General features: G+C 46.4%; 4 protein-coding genes. All 4 read right to left on the bottom strand.

Annotated features, from left to right (window positions below; genetic code table 11):
• Window positions 1–21 precede the first annotated feature (21 nt).
• The 4 genes from PNC201_RS16925 to PNC201_RS16910 are packed head-to-tail and all read right to left on the bottom strand — an operon-like array spanning window position 22 to window position 16,684.
• The gene (locus PNC201_RS16925; RefSeq protein ID WP_102057685.1) at window positions 22–1,275 is read right to left on the bottom strand and encodes an MFS transporter; all 1,254 of its coding nucleotides are present in this window, start codon (window positions 1,273–1,275) and stop codon (window positions 22–24) included.
• Window positions 1,272–5,384, bottom strand: coding sequence for a non-ribosomal peptide synthetase (locus PNC201_RS16920; protein ID WP_102057684.1), 4,113 nt, complete (start codon window positions 5,382–5,384; stop codon window positions 1,272–1,274). The genes PNC201_RS16925 and PNC201_RS16920 overlap by 4 nt, the downstream gene beginning before the upstream one ends.
• 3 nt (window positions 5,385–5,387) lie before the next feature.
• Complete coding sequence (locus tag PNC201_RS16915) at window positions 5,388–11,699, bottom strand: non-ribosomal peptide synthetase (RefSeq protein WP_102057683.1); 6,312 nt, start codon at window positions 11,697–11,699, stop codon at window positions 5,388–5,390.
• Between the two features lie 2 nt (window positions 11,700–11,701).
• Window positions 11,702–16,684 carry a non-ribosomal peptide synthetase gene (locus PNC201_RS16910; RefSeq protein ID WP_102057682.1) on the bottom strand — a complete coding sequence of 1,661 codons (4,983 nt, stop codon included), beginning with the start codon at window positions 16,682–16,684 and terminating at the stop codon, window positions 11,702–11,704.
• Window positions 16,685–16,733: the final 49 nt, after the last annotated feature.

The raw sequence follows: 16,733 nt of genomic DNA, 5'->3' as shown, positions 1-16,733 counted from the left end.
TGTACATCGCTGCGTAGTCTGTTACGACTGCGCAGCAACGAGCTCAGCTTCCGGTTGATTGATTGTGCTCGAGCAGCACAGCATGATAGCAACGAGTGAAATTGCGCCTAATATTATCCAGCTGATAGTCAGGCTGACGTAGCCCAACAGTAAAGCGGTTAATGCAGAGCCGAGCAAGCCACCAAAGCGAGTGGTCAGTGACATTATTGACTCCACACTGGCTCGCACGTTATCGCTACTCAGTTGATGTTGTAGTTGCAGTTGTGCTGGTTGCGCTAGTCCCATACAAAGATAAAAGCACAGCAGAGCTACAATCAGTAATGGTAGTGACGTAACCCAAGCAAGTAACAGCACAAAGGCTAATTTGGCGAAATGAGCGAACGCCATGACATACCCTAAGCGTTGGCCAAATAGAGAACAGATCGGAGCGCTGATAGCTGCAGCGACGCCATTTAATACAAACCCAGCTGCCATCATTGCTGGGAATATCCACGCAATAGAGTCAACTGGTGCACTACTATAGCGCTCTGCTAGAGCAGGCCAAAACTTCTCTATGCTACTGGCAACAGGAATTGCAAAAACAATCACCAACAGCAGCCTTTGCATACCACTTTGCTTACAAGTTGCCAGCATGGCCTTAGCTTGGCTAATCAGTCCTTTCTCAACCACGTCTTGCAGAGGTCTCGTTGACTCTTTCACCACGACAAAAGTACATGCAAATACCACACACAATACCGCTATCGAAACCAAGATTAAGGCTTGATACAAGTGGTTGAGCTGTTGTGTTGGGCTAGTCGCAAACGCCAAAAAGAGGGCGGCAAATAAAGCGGCACTGGCGCCGATAAGATAGCCAATACCATACACTTTACCGAACCCCTTATTCAGTGGCTCATCTCCTTCAAGCTTTTGATAAGTTTCAACAAACCATGCGTTGAGCGTGCCAGTTAACGACGCCTGACTTAATCCCCAGCATGCCATGGCTAAGCAGACGTGCCAAAAGTCTTCACTCAACAATAAAAGTAAGTTGCATACAGCGGCAAACACTAAAGAAGCTAAAAAGACTTTGCGGCGACCAATGGCATCTGCCGCAATACCACTTGGTACTTCGCACACCACGATAGTGATAGCCATGACCACCATAGTTAAGGCCACATCTTGCAATGCTAGGCCTAAGTTCAGCATGTAAGGCGTAAAAATAGGGAGCACCAGCATACTGGCAAACATAGTTAACCCAAGGTGGATGCCGTATCGTGTAGCAAATTGTGAACGAGTCATGCGCGTTGCTCCACAGTGGTTGCGGCGCTATTCGTTTGTTGCATTAACGCATTAATGTGTGACGCGATGATGGATAAGTCTTTAGCGTCGGTCATGATTTCATCGTGTGCACTTTCAAGCGCAATATAGTCTGCATTGGCAAGTAAATTTTCAAAACCATTTCTGTCACTCGCAAACGTTCGTTTATACAGCGCAGGTATGTCTTCCACTTGATGGATCAATCTCAGTGCCGGAAGTGGAATGGCCTCATCACTGACATGATCGGCGATAAAGAAGCTCACAGGGAAGGTAAACGCCGTCGCGCTTTGAAAGTATTGAGTAAAGTCTAAAAATGCTCGAGCGATGGGTTTAGCGTCATCGTCTTGCGAGCGAATATACTCTTCTTCAGCGGCCTGACGCGCTGTTGAAGTAAGCCTTGGTAAGACGGGGTCAATCAAAAAGCAATGGACAATTTCTCTACCCATTTCGGCCAAGTAACGCGCCACTTCCAGTGACAATGCCGCACCTTCACAAAAGCCACCCAAGTAAAGTGGGCCAGTTGGCGATACCTCTGTAATACGCTGAGCATAATAGCGCACCATAGTATGCAAGCTGATGTGTTTGCCTGTGAACAGTTTGATATTTTCTAATGCGTGAATGCGCAGGTCGGGCGCGAGTTTTTCACACAGAGGTGCAAAGCTATCTGCGGTTGCTGCTGCGGGCATGAGGTGAAGCAGAAACTCGCCCTGCGGTGCATTAAAAAAACGTGAAGGAGCGAAATGCTCATGGGCAAGCGCAGCGTCAATTGCTTGATCTTCACTCATGGTGGCAAAATCAAGTCGGGTCTGATTATCAATAAATCTTGCCAGTTGCTGCACTGATAGATGTTCAAGGATAAGTTGTGGCGTTAGCTGCCAATTACGCTTGCTTGCTGCACCACAAAAGCTTAATAAACTAATGGAGTCGGCACCTTGCTCAGTCACTGCCGTCACACAACAAAGTGGACTCTGGCCTAAAACATCCTGCCAAATGGCCTGCACTTCCTTCTCTGTGTTGGTTTGTGGCACGACGAGTTGATGCTGCTTTAGCTCAGGTTCTGGCAACTTAGTTTTGTCGAGTTTGCCGTTGAGCGTTAACGGTAACGCCGAAAGGACAGTGAAGCTATGTGGCATCATATAACTAGGAAGTAACTTGGTAAGCTGAGTTTTACAGTGGCTGAGTGCCGCAGCTTGATCGGCCGCTGGTTTGATGACCAAATATGCATGCAGCAAGGTCTGAGCCTGCTGCTTTTTGGCAATAACCGCACAGCTATCTATATCCGCCAGCTGATTAAGGTGATGCTCAATCTCTGCCAACTCAATTCTAAAGCCTCGTACTTTGACTTGTTGGTCGCCACGGTTGATATAACACAGTTGCTGTTGTGCATTCCAATATACTAAGTCGCCCGTGCGATAGTACTTTTGCATTGAGCCAAACAGATTTAGGGATACAAACTTTTCGCTGTTGAGTGTTGGGTGATTGAGGTAACGTGCAGCCACGCCATGTCCACAAACCACTAACTCGCCGGGACAGCCAAGTGGCAGTAATTCGTTATTGCGACCGACTACAGCCACTGCTCGCCCTGGGATTGGCTTGCCGATTGCTATCTCAGACTGCTGTTTAGACATCGTTTGCACTGTGGTAAATGTGGTGCACTCAGTCGGGCCATAACCATTGATAAAGTGTTTTGGACAAGATGTGGACGCCAGCAATTTATTTACCATCGACTCTGTTAATGCTTCACCACCCACGAGTAAATGAGTCAGAGAAGCGAAAATATGCTCGTCTTGCAGCAACAAAGTGTCGAACAGTGAACGGGTTAGAAACATCGAAGTGATATTCAGCGTCTGTAATGTTGCACTGAGCTGCGCTGCAGAATTAAGGCTGTCCTGATAGCCTAAGTGCACCTCGGCACCGTTGAGTAATGCGCTCCATATCTCAAATAGAGTGGCATCAAAAGCTGGGTTTGCGAGTTGAATAAAGCTATCTTGGGGCTGATGCTGGTAACTATGATTATCGAGTGCCAAAGAGCTAATTGCGGCGTGAGAGAGCAATGTGCCTTTAGGGTTTCCTGTTGTACCTGAGGTATAAATAATCGTCGCGACTTCGCTAGGTGCGATGTACATAGGCTCAAAATTCGCCGTGATATCAGTATTTGCCAGACTTGTATCATAGAAAACTTCAGCGATATTGTTGTGGTTGAGTGTTGCCAATGATTGGCTATGTTCACGCAAGGTGACAATTACATCGGCATTACTATCACTCAGTTGATATTGATGACGCGCCACTGGGTCTTTGAGCGATAGTGTTGTGTATGCCGCGCCGATTTTTAGTACCGCCAACATGGCAATCACAAACTCAATGTCGTTTCGCATGTAGAGTGCGACGATTTTGGGTTCAGGGCAGACTGCCAAGATAGCATTGGCAAGTTGCTTGGCTTGGTTATCAAGCTCTTGGTAGCTCAAGGTTTGATGGCGATTACTGATAGCAGCTTTATCTGGATAGCGTGCTACTACTTCAGCAAACTGGTCGGTGATACTTGCCACGCTCGGATAGGCGTGTTGCATTCCACTTAATTGATATTGTTTTTGCTGCGCCGCGTTACTCAATAAAGGTAGGCTATAGAGAGGCTGTTGGGCGTTTTCAGCTGTTAGATATGCCTGTAAAACCGTTTGATATAACTCGAGGATCTGCTGCGCGTATGAACTGGAAAAAAGTGCCGTGGCATAAGTTAACCCCAACTCTGTGGTCTTCCCTGCGCTCAAGTGTAACGTTAAATCAAACTTCGCTTGGCACTGCTGGCTAAGATCAAGGTCAACGCTTTGCCATAAGGTATGATGTTGCTCAGGGGCAAACTGACTACTGCTAAACAACGTTTGAAATATCGGGTGCATGCTAGTGTCGAGCGGCACGTCTAAGCTATTCTTAATGGCCTCAAACGGTAAGGCCTGATGTTGCTTGGCTTGATTAACGACTTGATTAACTTGAGTGAACCAGCGCTCAAGTAACATCGTCATGTCGATATCCGCTTTAATCGGCAATGAGTTAACAAAATATCCAAGTATGTTTTGCTGCAGTGCCGTTGGACGGTTCTCGCTTGGAATACCAACAACAAATTGCCGTTGATGACTGAGTAGCGCAAGGGTGTGATACCAAGCCGCAAGCCCAAGTGTATTAATACTAATGCGGTGCGTTTTCGCTGTTTGTTGTAACTTTAGGGTCGTACTTTCATCTAGCACAATGCTCTGTATCGCGCCGCGATGATCAAAGGTGGCTGGGCGCGACTGAGTTTGCGCAAGTTTTAATGGTTCGTAATCAGCCAATTGAGTTTGCCAATAACGTTGACTTGTTGCTTGTCGTTCACGTTGGCTGGGTGTTGCCATATAATAAGCATAATCACTAAATTGTAGACTCAGAGGTCGATTTTCTCCCTCATAGAGTGATGTCAATTCTTGTAAAAACAGTCCCAAAGACCATCCGTCAAAGGCGATATGATGCCAGACAAAAAACACATGTTGCTGCTCCTTTGAGGTGATGACATAGGCACGAAATGGTCGAGAATGCTGTAAGCTAAAGGGCTCGTTAAAGAAATGCTCGCACTGCTCATGCAAGTTTAGATTACCAAGCTCATGATGCGTCACGATAAACGCCTCATTGGCAGGCTGCTGTATCGTCTTTCCTTGGTGATCATAGGCCACAACCATATCTAGCGCACTGTGGCGGATCACCAGTTGTTCTATTGCTGCTGTGAGTTTTTCAATATCGCAGTGCTTGGCGATTTTGAGTAGGCATGGAATATGATAAGTACTTGCCGCGTTGCTCACTTCTTGCGTAAACAGTAGTTGTTGCTGCCCAAGCGTAAGCGGAGCGCATCGCGTTTCCAATGGCAAGATAGACAGTTCATCAAAACGAGCTTTGCTATCTATGCCTTGACTTGTGAGGTAGCGTAACAACTGTGGCTTATTCTGTTTTAGCTGCTCAACGATGGCTTGGCCTTGTAAATTCACGTTGCTAGCAATTTTTAATTTATTCTCTTGCTGCCAAACGCTTATCCCACTTTGTTTTAGTTCATAAATAAATGATTCGATCATGCGTTATAACTCCATTTCAAATTCGCAGTCTTCGCTGCTGGCGAGCGTGTTTAGCTGTTGTTCTACTTGCGTGGCAAATGCGTCAAGTTGTGGGTAAGTCAGTAAGGTCGCGACGGCAATTTCGTTACCGAGTGCTTGACTACACAGAGCGGTAACTTGTGCTGCCTGTATCGATGAGCCACCTAAAGCAAAAAAGTCGTGTTGTAGGCCAATCTCGGAGACTTCAAGCACTTGCTGCCAAGCATTGGCGAGTTGTTGTTGTAGTTCCGTTTCTGGCGCGATATAGGTAATACTATCTTGCAGCGTTGGAATGATGAGCTGAGCGGTATCAAGTTTGCCATTTACTGTCATTGGAAGTGCGTCAATCTGTGATATCGCAGCAAGCTGCATATAGCTTGGGAGCTGTTGATTCAACCATTGGCGAAGGTCGTTCACATCACACTCAGTGTTAGCGTTAAGTACGACATAACCCAACAGCACTTTGCCTGTTTCACTTAAATGTAAGTGTGCAACGGCGTGGTCAACATCTGGATGCGCTTTGAGTTTATACTCAATTTCGCCTGGCTCAACACGGTGACCATGTAAATCCCACTGTTTGTCAGCTCTGGCAACAAACTCGAATTCACCTTGCTGATTTTTACGCACTAAGTCTCCGCTGCGGTAGAGCTTTTCGTCAGAAAAGTGGTTGTTTTCACAGCGAAGGTGATAGTCAATATAGTGTTTTTCCGTTTGCTTTGGTGACTGCCAATAGCCCAAACCGACGCAATCACCGGCGATGTATAGCTCACCCAACGCACCGTCCGGTAAAATCCGCATAAAAGGGTCCAACACATAGCATCGAGTGTTACGAATAGGCTTACCAATAGTGATAGGTGTATTGGGGTACACTTCACTAAGTGTTGCGGTGACACTTGTTTCACTTAATCCATATTCATTGAAATGATACTCTGCCAACTTGTGGCTGACTGGGTCTAAACGAGAACCACCGGCATACAATACGGTTAAGTTAATATCCGCTATCCACTTTGGAAACTGATTGATAAATACCGTAGGAATAAATGCGACGTTGACCTGTTTAGCTTTGAGATAGCGGCACAGCTGTTGTGGATCTTTGCGTATTGGCTCTGGAATGATTTCCAGTTTAGCGCCGGCAGCTAGGGCTGGGAATATCTCGCAAATACAGGCATCAAAAACATATTCAGCATATTGGCTAGTGACTACCTGAGTATTTCCCTCTAATTTATGGGTGTTGCGCTTCTCGGTGCAGAGGTTAGCAAGGCCTTGGTAAGACAGCATCGCCCCTTTTGGTTCTCCCGTCGTCCCCGAAGTAAAAATGAGGTAAGCCAGCTTGTCTGTTGCATGATTGTTGGCTGAGAATGGCCGTAGTTGAGCACTTTGCTGTAATGTCTGTACATCAAGAGTCAGTGTTGGCAATGCATTCCAGCTGAGTGGTGTGCGGCTAAGGAGCAGTTTTGCCTGCGCTTTTGCCATAATCTCTTGGCGACGAGCAACGGGATGATTAGCTGAGAGTGAAACAAAGGGCATGCCCGCTTTTAGCGCCGCTAGCATTGCTATGGGAGCTTCTATACCTTTATCAAAATATAATGCAACTGGTGAGCCTTCGTCATTGGTTGCAATCAACTGTGCTGCTAAGTGATCAGAAAACAAGTCTAGCTCGCGATAACTCACGGTTTGCTCAGCGAAGCTTAATGCTGTGCGTGCTGGATACGCTGCTACTGTCTTCGCAAATTGCACTAAAAAAGCGTCATTTGGTTGTGATAATCGTGTTTCTGAGATGACTTGCTGTAAATATTCAGTACTAACCAAAGGGCATTGTAGTAAAGGTTCCTCGTTGTACTGACAGAGATTTTCAAGATAACGGCAAAAAAAGTGCACAAATTGTTGGCAGCGGGAAGACTGGTAACGACTGCGAGCAACAATGAGCTGACCAACCAATTGTTCTGGCATATCTTTAATCACCAAATTCCAGTCAAACTTGGCTGGGTGATATTGGTTTTGCTGGGCGGTGTCGCTGGCGACTTCAAAATGTTGATATTGCGCTGTTGGTAGTGAGAACTGATCAAAGGTAAAAAACACTTGGAACAGTGGTGATACACCCACCTCTCGGATCAATCCAAGTTGCGCGGCAATTGACTCTAACGGCAATTGTTGGTGAGATTTTGCCGCAAGTAACAGCGTTTGGCTTTGTCTTAGGTAGTCAGAAAAACTCTTATTTAAGTCGACACGCAGCGGCATCGGTAAGGTATTAACAAAGTAACCTAGCGTATCTTTAAATGCCGAGTCGCGGTTATCGGTGGGGGAGCCAACGACAATACTTTCACGACTATCCCATGCACATAATGCGAGCTGAAAAGCGCACAGTAGTAAGTTGTACATAGATACCTGATGTGATTTTGCCAGCGTCCTTAACTCACATGTTAGTGTTGCCGAGAGGGTAAAGGGGAATGCTTCACCTTGGTGATCAAACAAAGCCTGTCTTGGCTCATCGGTTGGCCATGGGGTGACATCAATATCAATCAAGTGTTGCTGCCAAAATGCTGCGGCTTTGTCGTATTGTTGTGTTGATTGCCAATATGCATAGTCGCGAAATTGCAGTGAGGTTGGGGCAAGCGTGTGTCCTGATAGCAGCGTGTTCAGTTCATCCAACAATACTTGTGTCGACCAGCCGTCGAAGGCTATGTGATGAAATACCAGTAACACCCCAAATTCATCATCTTGGTGATACAGTCCAAGCCGCAGCGGCGCATCATTCTCAAGGTCAAATGTCTGAGCGATAAATTCACTATGCGGCGTGTTTATGAGGGTTTTGCATGTTGGCACGCCTTGCTCATCTTTATATGCCCAACGACCTTGTTGCTGTTGAGTATAGCGGGTGCGCAAAATAGCATGACGCTCAACCAGCTGATAGATTGCGTGTTGTAACGCTTGCTGTTGTAGCCCACTTTGGCATTTTAGCTGTAAGGGGATATGAAAAGCGCCTGATTGTGTTGCTAATTGCTCGCTGGTGAGCATCGCTTGCTGCTGCGCGGGCACAATGATTTCGTCAAGTGATTGTGATGTTGATGCGACCGGTAAAGGCTCACTGGCGTTGCTAGCTTGCTGTGATACCAGTTGCGCTATCGTTTTGCTTTGCAAAAATTGACTCAAACTGATGTTAACGTTACAGCTAGAGTGCATTTTAGCCACCAATGTCATTGCACTCAGAGAATGGCCGCCTAAGGCAAAAAAGTCATCATCAATGCCTACGAGCTCAACTTCAAGTTGCGTCTGCCATAGAGCACAAAGCTGCTGCTCTAATGGCGTGCGCGGTGCTCGGTATGGTGTCTGTGATACCAGTGCGACGCTTGGTAAGCTGCGGCTGTCCACTTTACCAGAGGCGAGCACAGGCAATTGTTCTAGCCAACAAATGGCATTTGGCAGCATATAATCTGGTAATTGCGGTTGTAGCCACTTCACAATCTCGGTGTGAGAGAGGGTTTGGTCGCCAGTGAAATAAGCAATGAGATGGTTGTTTTGCTGTACTTTGACGCAAGCTTGGTTGATTTGCGAATGCAGGTTAAGTAGGTGCTCTATTTCTTGTAGCTCGATGCGATAGCCACGAATTTTTACCTGCTCATCGGCACGTCCTAAAAATTGGATCTCGCCGTTTGCCAGATACCGCGCTTGATCGCCCGTGCGATACATACGTGTTCCGTGCCAGTTAATAAAGCGCGACGCCGTCTGCTCTGCAAGGTTAACATAGCCTCGAGCGACACTCGCGCCACCAATAAGGATCTCTCCTTGACAAAAGGGTGGCAGCGCTTTGAGGTTGGCATCAACGATCTGAATATCAACATGAGGCAGTGGTGCGCCAATATTATTGAAATAGCGTGATTGTAGCGGCTGGTGGTTTGCTGTTGCGGTTACCGTGGTTTCGGTCGGACCATATTCAATATGAAGAAGAGGCGTCCATGCCTCCATGAGATTACGGTCACAAGGCTCGCCACCGGTGATCACACGCTGTAGTGCATGATGCCGGGGCGGCGTACCGATGGCACTTAAAAATGCAGGAACTGTGACTAAGTGACTGATCCTTTGGCTAACGATAGTTTCGCTTATCATAGCTGGCGAGTTTGCACTTGCCTCATTCATGATCACCCAGCAAGCACCGTTGAGCAGCGTTAAAAAGAGTGGCTCTACGGACGCGTCGAAAAAGTACGGAGCCAGACTCAGTGTTTTTTCGCTGGAGTTAAAGTCGTAAGCCGCAGTTGCGCTTTGAACCAAAGCCTGAACTTGCCGCTGCTCTACCATGACGCCTTTTGGTTTACCGGTGCTTCCAGAAGTATAAATAATATATGCAAGTGATGAATGACACGTTGAGTTCGCTTGATCTATATCGAAAACAGGAGCTGGTTGTTGCGCTAACTCGTCAATGTTTTGCACCTCTGTGATTGCGCTAAAACACATGGCTGTATTCAAGGTTGCTTGATGACAAAGTAGCAGGTTGGCACTACTGTCTTGCAACATAAACTCACTACGTGTTTGGCCTTGCTCTGGATTGAGGGGTAAATATCCAGCACCGGCTCCAAGCGTTGCTAATATGGCGACTATCATCTCTGGACTGCGCTCAAATATCAGCGCGATAACAGGGTTTTGCTCGTGGGTTAACTGTGCTTGGAGTTGCACAGTCAGGTGCTGAACACGCGCAGCGAGTGTTTGGTAAGTAATAACCTCATCGTTGATTTGTAACGCTGGTGCATCTGGAGCTGCTGAGGCGCAGGCTAAAAATTGTTGATATAGCGATAGGGTTGAAGTTTGCTTAACTGTGGTTGCTGATGGCTTTGTGCTTGGGTGAGAAGTTGATAATTGCTCAAGAGCGACGTCGCTGTGCTCTAACTGCTGTACCAATAATTGCTGATAGGTGTGGGCAAATTGCTGTGCAAATGCATCATCAAACTTATTGGGATCAAGACTTATCTGTCCTTGCAGATTTGTATTGCTATCATCAAATGCCAGACGGAAATCACATTTAATCGGGTTATATAAAGACTCGTTAGTAAAAGCATCAACCGCTGAAAATGGCAACGCAAACTCGTCCATAAGCTCGCTGGCAAATCTCTGTACACTAAACATCAGGCTTGGCTGAGGTGAGTGTTTTCCCTCACTTAAACAGGCAACTTGTTGATCATAAGGATAACTTTGGTATTGTTTTGCGGCGCGCACGGTCTCATGAACTTGCTGCACGAGGCTGGCAAAACTTTGGCGATAATCTAGCTTCACTCTAAGCACTAAGGTGTTGACAAAAAAGCCAATCATTTCTTGCGTTTGCGGGTGATCTCGATTATCCGATGGCGCACCAATCACGATGTCTGTTTCACCGCTATGAAGTGCCAAAATATAACAGTAATGGGCAAGCAACACGCTGTACACTGTGGTATTTAATGATTTTGCTAGGGCACGCAATGCCTGGCTTTGCTGTGGTGAAAGTGCAAAATAGTGCGTGAGCGATTCGGTTTCGTGTGTTTGTGTAGCGAACAGCGGTGCAATTTGTGTGGCATGAGCGCCTGCAAGTTGCGTGTGCCAATAACTGTGTGCAGCGCTTTGTTCTTGCCTTTGTTGCCACTTGGCAAAGTCAAAATAGCTTAATGGCTTAATGCTTTCTCCTCGTAGCAAGCTAACTAAGTCGCGCAACATGACTCGCATTGACCAAGCATCAAAGACGATATGATGCCAAAGGAAAAGCATAAAACGCCTTTGCTCAAGCTCAATAATACAGACTCTAAAGGGAGCTTGAGTATGGAGGTCAAACGGCGTGTGGATGTGCTCTTTTACCAGTGTTTGTACATGAGCCAAAGTGGTTGCACGGTGATACTCGACCACTAGAGGTTGTAAGGTTGCTCGGCAGTTAAAATGCTCAGCATCGGTTTCAATTACACTCGTTAGGAGCGGGTGATGGACAAGCAGCTGTGCTAGTGCCGAGATTATGTCTTGTTGCTGCGCTGGATCATTCAGCTCAACCAGCATTGGAATATGATAAGCACAGGACTTTGGTGCACGTTTGTCTACATACAGCAACCTTGCCTGGGCATTGGAAAGCGGCACTGGTTTTAATAATGGCCAACTTAAAAAGGCGGCTTCGGAGCAGATCTGGTGGGCGCTTAGTAGCGCCAATAGTTCAGCTTTATGCGCTTTGAGTGCTGTGAGCAAAGTTGGCGCTACGTTACCCTCATATCCCAGTGCCAAGGTATTTTGCTCAGACACCCACACGCGCAACTGCTGCGCGTGAAGGTCGTTCAGTAAAGATGTTAACTCCATGACTATAGCTCCATCACCTGTGAAGAGGTGGTGGCAGGTGCCTCCTGAGATTGGGTGATATCACTCAACTCTATGGTGTTTAGGTGTTGAGCCAGAGCCGCGACTGATGGATTGGCAATAATCGCTGATAACGGGATCGCAATCTGATGCCATTTATGGGCATTGCGTACGAGCTGCACCGCTAAGATGGAGTTACCACCTAGGCGATAGAAGTTATCATGGATACCGACTTGTTCCAGTTCTAATGTGGTTTGCCAAATTTGGCAAAGCGTCTGTTCAAGCGCAGTGCGCGGAGCTGCGTATTGGTTTGATGATAACACCTGCGGCAGCGGTAGTGCTTTGCTATCTAGCTTACCGTTAACGGTTAGTGGCATCGCCGTGAGTTGGGTGATGCTATCCGGTATCATATATGCTGGCAGCTGCGTTCGTAGATAATTAAGTAACAGCTCGGCGTCAAAATAAGCATGGCTTTCCATCACAGCATAGCCACTTAGCGCCGTTTGATTTTGGCGTGTATAGGTGATCACTGCTGCCTCTTTAACACCGCTACAGCTGAGCAATTGGGATTCGACTTCACCAAGCTCGATACGATGCCCCCTGATCTTCACTTGGTTATCCAAACGACCTAGATATTCTAAATGACCGTTTGGCAATAGTCTGGCGTTATCACCGGTTTTGTAAACGCGGGTGAGTTTGCCATTTAGCGTTAGCTCGAAAAAGCGAGTAGCGCTCAGTTCTGGCTGATTCAAATAACCAATCGCCAAACCTGCACCAGAGATAAACAGCTCTCCAGGACAGCCCACAGGTACGGGACGTAACTGACTATCCAGCACCCAAGCCTGCATATCATTGAGCGGCACGCCAATGTCAGCAATCTGGGTATTCATGTTAGGGTGCAAAGGTTGGTACGTGACATGTACTGTGGTTTCAGTAATACCGTACATATTGACCAATTGAATACGTTTACCAAAACGTTGCCACCAAGGAGCTAGTTTATCGTAGTTGAGCTGCTCACCACCAAAGATCACAGTGCGAAGGCTATCAAGTGACGCGCCCGCAGAAATGGCAATATCACTAAAATTATAGAATGCACTTGGAGTTTGGTTAAGGACGGTGACAGCAAATTGCTCACACTGTTTTACAAAACCAAAACTGTCTCTTGCTTGTTCGTAGCTTGGAATAAACAACCGACCGCCATGACACAGTGCTCCCCATATTTCCCAAACACTAAAGTCAAAAATCGTATCGTGATAAATCACCCAAGTATCTTCGCTATTAAAGTGGTAAAGCGGTTGACTGGCAGATAGCAAACGCGCAACATTTTTATGGCTTTGAATAACGCCTTTAGGTTGGCCCGTCGTACCTGAGGTGTAAATTATGTAGGCTGCAGAATCAGGCGACGGTCGGCAAAGTGCAATATCGCAAGGCGCGAATGTATTATCCAAGTTTAACAGTGGCCAATTTGATTGCTCATTTTCGCTCAAGCTTTGCTGACTTATGGTGTTAGTTAATACTAACTTGAGCTGAGCATCGTCAATAATAAAAGCATTGCGGGCAGCTGGCGCTCTTGGCGATAGCGGCACATAAGCGGCGCCAGCTTTCATGATGGCGAGCATTGCAACCACTGTGTCAATGCCGGGCTGCAGGTATAGGCCGATATACTCAAGCGTGCCATACTGCTTAAGAATATGTGCAGCCAGACTGTCTGATCGAGTACTTAGCTCCTGGTAGCTTAACTCCATTTGACTGGTGATAAGTGCAGTTTGCTGGTTGCGAGACTGCGCGTGATGCGTAAATAGTGACAGCAAGTCTTGGCTTTGGTGCTGTGTCGCTTGAACATCGCGCTCAGCAAGGTTTTGTAAACTTAACTGCTCAAGTGGTAATTGCCCATCTACACTGATAAGTTGAGCGAGAATATGACTGAAGTTGTCACTCAAGGCATCGATAAACCAAGGATCGTAGCGGTTTAAGTCAAACTCCCATAACATGGTGACCGAATCATCCTGATCTTGCCCCATACGGGTAAGCACCACGATATTAATCTCAAACTTCGCCGCTTGACTGCTGATCGCCTCGAAATACTCAATATCATCTAACCCCGGAAGCGTGAGTTCTGGGAGTGGTGAATCATGGAAGCTAAAACAGATCTGGAATAACGGGTTGACGCCTTTGATGCGCTCAGGGTTTACGTCCGCGACGACTTCAGTAAATGGTAGGGTTTGATTGGCCAGCATGTCGTTACTGACTTCAAAACAATGCTGTACCAGTTGTTCAACAGGCATTTCTGGTGTTTGCTGAACTCGCGCCACTACGGTGCTGACGAGCATACCAATGGTATCATCCACATTGGTGTAGCCTCGGTTTGCAACGCCAGAACCAATACAGATATCCTGATCGCCACTAAAGCGCGAAAGGACAATATTTAATGCCGCAAGGGCGACGGCGAATGGCGTGATCTGATGCGCTTGGCTGTAGGCTTTTAAATTGTTCCATAGCGAACGAGGCAGTTTTACTCGGTGTGCGCGACCACGTTCGGTGGCGGTTTCGCCGAGACGAGAAACAGGCAAGTTAATACGGCTCGGTGCATCTTGTAGTTGTGCTTTCCAAAATTGGCGTTGCAACTCGGCTTGCTCTGTTCCTAACCATTGATGCTGATAGGCTGCGTAATCGGCGTATTGTGTGATTTCAGGCAAAGTACCTTGGCTTGCGCCATGTAAGCGCTGCTTATAACAACTAAAGAGGTGATCAAGGAAGATGTTAGAAGACCAACCATCATGTACTAAGTGATGTTCAATATGAATAAGTACATGTTTATATTCGCTAATTTTTACAATTGCCCAGCGCGCTAGCGGTAATTGGTCAATCGCAAAAATATCATTCATATGACCATTAACGAGTTTATCGACCTCAGCTAATGCTTGTGTTTCTTGATACTCACTAAAATCAAAGTAAGGCACGTCTTGCTGGTAGTGTTTTGCAATATATTGCAGTGGCTCATGTAAGTCGTAGCTAGTACGGAAAATCGCATGGTTATCAACGATATCCTGTAATGCACCTTGTAGTGCTGGTACATTTAAATCACCACTGAAGGTGATTGTACACTTTGCATGATAGGCTTTATCACTTGGATCGGCTTTGGCTAAAAACCAAATCGCGCGTTGTTGCAGTGATAGCGGGGCGACCTCAGCAAAATCAGCATCGCGCTTTGGAATCGCAATGGTTTCAAAGTGTTGAGTTTGCATTGCCTGCCATACTTGTCCAGCACTACGATAGCGATAGATTAGGTGTGTTGGCACGCTTAAGCCGAGCTGCTGAAATAACTGGTTGCTAAGGTTGATTGCAGAAATGGAGTCACCACCTTGTTGGAAAAAATCTTGTTGCCAGCCAAGACCTGGCAAACAGAAACCTTGAAACTGCGCTAAAAAAGCTTGCTGTTCTTGGCTAAGCTGATCTTGCGGTTGGTCTTGTTGGCTACTTAATTCGTAATTAGCGAGTGCGCGGCTATCTACCTTCCCGTTTTCGGTCATGGGTAATGCGTCTAAACATTGATAGTGATCAGGCAGCATATAGTCTGGCAGTAGCTTTTCTGCTAACTGGCTGATGTGTTGTCCAAGGTCTGCTGTAGGTTCACTATGAGGAACGATAAATGCTACCAAGAACTTTGCATTACCTCGTTGTACTACTTGGCAGCTTGCAAGTTTTACTGCCTCATGTTGGGCAACAACTTTTTCTATTTCACCTAACTCAATACGAAATCCACGTAGCTTAATTTGGTTGTCATTACGACCAACAAAATGATAATTATCACCGTCAAAACTTACTAAGTCGCCAGTTTTATAAAGTCTAGCGAAGTGCACAGGGTCGACTTCTGCTTGATAATAGGGGTTGGCGATAAATCGAGATTTTGTGAGTTCAGGACGGTTCAAGTATCCTTTAGCCAAACCTGCACCACTAATATAGAGCTCACCGATAGCGCCATTGGCTACTTGTTGCAATTGCTCATCTAGCACATAAAGTCTGGTATTCACAAAAGGTTGACCAATATTAAATTCGGAGTCGGCATTGGTATATTCATTGGCGCAGGTGCACACGGTATATTCGGTAGGACCATAACCGTTAAACACTCGCGTGACTTCTGAAAGTCGAGATAGCATTTCTAGATTTGGGGTTTCTCCTGCAACGATTAATTTGCGCATCGAGCGCAAATCTCGGGGATCCATCAAAGCCAGCAATGCAGGAGGGATAGCGCCAAATTGAATCGCATTTTTTGAGATCAATTGGCTCAGCGCTTTGGCATCTCGTCGCTCGGTTTCTGTCGTTACAAATACAGTTTGACCCAACATGATATGCACGAGCAGCTCAAACACGCTAGCATCGAAAATATAAGAAGCAAACATCATAACGCGGTCTAATCGGTCTAGCTCAAAACGGTTAATTTGTGATTCGGCTAAATAAAGTAAGTTTTGGTAAGGTACTTCTACGCCTTTTGGCGTGCCAGTGGTGCCCGAGGTGTAGATCACATAAGCAATATCACTCATTTTATAATCAGGAGTAACAAAGGCTTGCGTTGCAGGAGAGTCGATCAGCACTTGAGGTGTGTGGCCAAATTGTGGCAGTGCTTGATAATGTCCATGGGTGACGATAAGCGCTGGTTGGCTATCTTCAAGAATAAACTCGCAGCGAGCTTTGGGTGCCTCCGTGGAAATAGGGATATAACCCAGTCCTGATTTGATTGCCGCTAAGATCCCCACGACCATATCAATGCCACGCTCGAGATATAGTGCCACATAAGGCGATTGAGATTGGCTCAGACTCATCTGTTGCTGGATATTCGTGGCGACCCGTGTTACCTGCTCTTCAAGTGCTTGATAGGTGACTTGCGTACCGTTAAATACCAGTGCGATTTTATTGGCGTATTGGTTGAGTGCGCGCGTTAATAAGATCTGCGGCTGAGTGCTGTAATCAATAGGAGACTGGGCAGTCATTGAAGTAATCCTTTAAATATAAAAATGCTCTTTGTGTACGATATGTAAA

The sequence above is a fragment of the Pseudoalteromonas sp. NC201 genome (genome assembly GCF_002850255.1).
Taxonomy (GTDB): Bacteria; Pseudomonadota; Gammaproteobacteria; order Enterobacterales; family Alteromonadaceae; genus Pseudoalteromonas.
The sequence above is the reverse complement of the archived record's forward strand: the minus strand, read 5'-3'. Positions and strand labels throughout refer to the sequence as shown.

What these genes read in the sequence shown, in the direction of transcription:
- PNC201_RS16925 (WP_102057685.1), bottom strand. Translation starts at nt 1,275, where the DNA reads ATGACTCGTTCACAATTTGCTACACGATACGGCATCCACCTTGGGTTA.
- PNC201_RS16920 (WP_102057684.1), bottom strand. Translation starts at nt 5,384, where the DNA reads ATGATCGAATCATTTATTTATGAACTAAAACAAAGTGGGATAAGCGTT.
- PNC201_RS16915 (WP_102057683.1), bottom strand. Translation starts at nt 11,699, where the DNA reads ATGGAGTTAACATCTTTACTGAACGACCTTCACGCGCAGCAGTTGCGC.
- PNC201_RS16910 (WP_102057682.1), bottom strand. Translation starts at nt 16,684, where the DNA reads ATGACTGCCCAGTCTCCTATTGATTACAGCACTCAGCCGCAGATCTTA.